Consider the following 3,069-nt stretch of genomic DNA (forward strand, 5'->3'; position numbering starts at 1 on the left):
GCCGAGCACGACGTGCCGCAGCCGATCCGCTCGCAAATGCGGTCGAGGAGCGGCTTCGGTTGCTGGCGATGCCGAATGCTGCCGTCGCCGTCGAGGTGGGTGAGCACGCCGACGACCACCCGGGCGACCGCGTCCGTTTCCTGCTCGCCGCGAACCCGGGGTTGGCATTGCTGCCGCTGAACCGTGTCGCGTCCGGCGGCGAACTCGCCCGTTCGATGCTCGCACTCCGGCTGGTTCTCGCCGGCGCTCGCGCATCCTCATCCTCATCCTCATCCTCACCGACATCGACATCGACATCGACATCGACATCGACATTCTCGTCGTCGGGAGGTACGAGCGACGCGTCGGACACGCTGGTGTTCGACGAGGTCGATGCGGGGATCGGGGGTGCGGCAGCGCAGGCCGTGGGCGATGCACTCGCCAGCCTCGCCGACCACCACCAGGTCCTCGTCGTCACCCATCTGGCGCAGGTCGCCGCACTCGCCGACGCGCAGATCTCGGTGTCCAAGACGGTTCGAAACTCCAGCACGTTCGCAACCGCGCGACGCCTCGACGGCGACGAACGCATCGACGAGATCGCACGCATGTTGTCGGGATCGACGAGTCGTTCGGCACTCGACCACGCGAGGGAACTACTTGCGTGAAGTTCGGTGCTAGCGTGATTTCCCGTCGTGATGTCGAGACGGAGGTTCGAATGCCCAAGCACATTTTCGTGACGGGTGGCGTTGCCAGCTCGCTCGGCAAAGGACTCACAGCATCGTCGCTGGGGCGTCTGCTCAAGCTGCGCGGCCTGCGCGTCACGCTGCAGAAGCTCGATCCGTACATCAACCTCGACCCGGGCACGATGAACCCATTCGAGCACGGTGAGGTCTTCGTCACCGACGACGGCGGCGAGACCGACCTCGACCTCGGCCACTACGAGCGGTTCATCGACGAGAACCTGTCGCGCAACTCCAACGCCACCACCGGATCGATCTACCAATCGGTGATGGCCGCCGAGCGCCGCGGCGACTACCTCGGCAAGACCGTGCAGGTGATCCCGCACATCACCGACGAGATCAAGCACCGCGTCGAGCGCGTCGCCCAGCAGGACGTCGACGTCGTGATCACCGAGGTCGGCGGCACGGTCGGCGACATCGAGATCCTTCCGTTCCTCGAGGCGATCCGTCAGTTCCGGAACCTGGTGGGACGCGACAACGTCTGCTACATCCATGTGACGCTCGTGCCGTTCATCGGCCCGTCCGGCGAGCAGAAGACGAAACCGACGCAGCACTCGGTCACCGAGCTGCGCTCGCGGGGAATCCAGCCGGACGTGATCGTCTGCCGGTCCGAGGAGGCACTCTCCGACGAACTGAAGACGAAGATCTCGAACATGTGCGACGTCGAACGTGAAGCCGTCATCAACGCCGCCGACGCGCGCAACATCTACGAGCTGCCGTTGATCTTCCACAACGAGGGCCTCGACGACTTCGTGTGCAACGTGTTGCGCATCGAGGGACCCGTCGACCTGTCGTCATGGCAGCGAGTCGTCGACAAGGTCGAAGCAGCGACCGAGCCCGTGACGATCGGGTTGATCGGCAAGTACATCGAACTCGCCGACGCCTACCTGTCGGTGGTCGAGAGCCTCAAGCACGCTGGATTCCACCACGGCGCGAAGGTCGAGATCGAATGGATCCAGTCCGAGAGCGTCGAGGGGCTGCTCGCCGACGGACAACTCGGCCACCTCGACGGGATCATCATCCCTGGCGGCTTCGGTCACCGCGGCGTCGAGGGCAAGATCGCCGCCGCCCGCTATGCCCGAGAGAACGCGATGCCCTGCCTCGGCATCTGTCTCGGTCTCCAGGCGATGACCATCGATTTCGCCCGCAACGTCGCCGGACTCACCGATGCCAACTCGACGGAGTTCGATCCCACGACGAAGCATCCCGTGATCGACCTGATGCTCGATCAGCGCGGCATCGAGGACAAGGGCGGGACGATGCGCCTGGGAGCGCACTATGCGGTGCTCGCGAACGAGTCGCAGGTGGCACGGGCGTACGGCGAGACCGTGGTGTCCGAGCGTCATCGCCATCGCTACGAGTTCAACGATCGGTTCCGCGCACAGCTCGAGAGCGAGGGGCTCTGGTGCTCGGGAACGTCGCCCGACAACCAACTCGTCGAGTTCATCGAACTTCCCGGACATCCGTTCTGGGTCGCGACTCAGGCTCATCCGGAGTTCAAGAGCCGGCCCGATCGACCGCATCCGTTGTTCCGCGAGCTGATCGCAGCATCGCTGGAGCACCGCAAGGCGGGGCAGGCCGTCAGTCCCGTCGACGCCGCGACGACCTGACGATGAGCCGGCTTCGATGAGCGAATTCCGTCGCGTCAGCGAGTCGAAGGTGCACCAGGGCCACGTCTGGCACCTGGCGAGCGCCGAGTACGAGGCACCCGACGGTCGCCGTTTCCAGCGCGACATCGTCCGGTCTCCGGGTGCGGTCGGTGTGGTGCCGCTCGTGTTCGACGCCGAGGGCAACCCGTCGGTGGTGCTGGTCTCGCAGTATCGGCCTCCCTACGAGGAGGTCGTCATCGAGATCCCCGCCGGAATGCGCGACATCGAGGGGGAGGACACCGCCGAGGTCGCCCGTCGCGAGCTGATCGAGGAAGCCGGCCTCGACGCCGGTCAGGTCGACCTGCTCGGTGAGATCTACCCGTCACCCGGGATGACCGATTCGGTCACGACGATCTATCTGGCGACGCAGTGCAGCTCCGTCCCGACCGATCGCCAGGGCCCGGAGGAGGACTTCATGGAGACGCTGCACATCCCGCTCGTCGACGCGCTCACCATGATCGATCGCGGTGAGATCCGTGACGCGAAGACGGTCGCCGGACTCCTGATGACCGACCGTCGGCTGCGTTCCTCCGACGGCGGCTGACCGGTCCCGACCTTGGTCGCCGAGGCGCCGCTCCCGCTCGAGGCCGAGGAGTTCCTCGCCTGGATGCTCTCCGAGAAGGGACGCTCGGCCAACACCCTGGCGGCATATCGACGTGATCTGAACGCCTACTGCGCATGGCTCGACGAGCGCGGCGCCA

3 protein-coding genes and 1 pseudogene are annotated in these 3,069 nt (G+C 65.7%); all 4 read left to right on the forward strand.

Features of this window, described 5'->3' with window-relative positions:
- A pseudogene (locus tag WBV89_RS06225) lies at window positions 1-644 on the forward strand (DNA repair protein RecN); the annotation flags it as partial.
- Window positions 645-694: 50 nt separating this feature from the next.
- The gene (locus WBV89_RS06230; protein WP_423980470.1) at window positions 695-2,329 is read left to right on the forward strand and encodes a CTP synthase; all 1,635 of its coding nucleotides are present in this window, start codon (window positions 695-697) and stop codon (window positions 2,327-2,329) included.
- Window positions 2,330-2,345: 16 nt separating this feature from the next.
- Complete coding sequence (locus tag WBV89_RS06235) at window positions 2,346-2,912, forward strand: NUDIX hydrolase (RefSeq protein ID WP_423980471.1); 567 nt, start codon at window positions 2,346-2,348, stop codon at window positions 2,910-2,912.
- Window positions 2,913-2,924: 12 nt separating this feature from the next.
- Window positions 2,925-3,069, forward strand: a 145-nt coding sequence (locus WBV89_RS06240) for a site-specific integrase (RefSeq protein ID WP_423980472.1), incomplete at its 3' end; no start/stop codon positions are given.

The organism is Ilumatobacter sp., assembly GCF_049588435.1.
Taxonomy (GTDB): Bacteria; Actinomycetota; Acidimicrobiia; order Acidimicrobiales; family Ilumatobacteraceae; genus Ilumatobacter_A.

What these genes read in the sequence shown, in the direction of transcription:
- WBV89_RS06235 (WP_423980471.1), top strand. Translation starts at nt 2,346, where the DNA reads ATGAGCGAATTCCGTCGCGTCAGCGAGTCGAAGGTGCACCAGGGCCAC.
- WBV89_RS06230 (WP_423980470.1), top strand. Translation starts at nt 695, where the DNA reads ATGCCCAAGCACATTTTCGTGACGGGTGGCGTTGCCAGCTCGCTCGGC.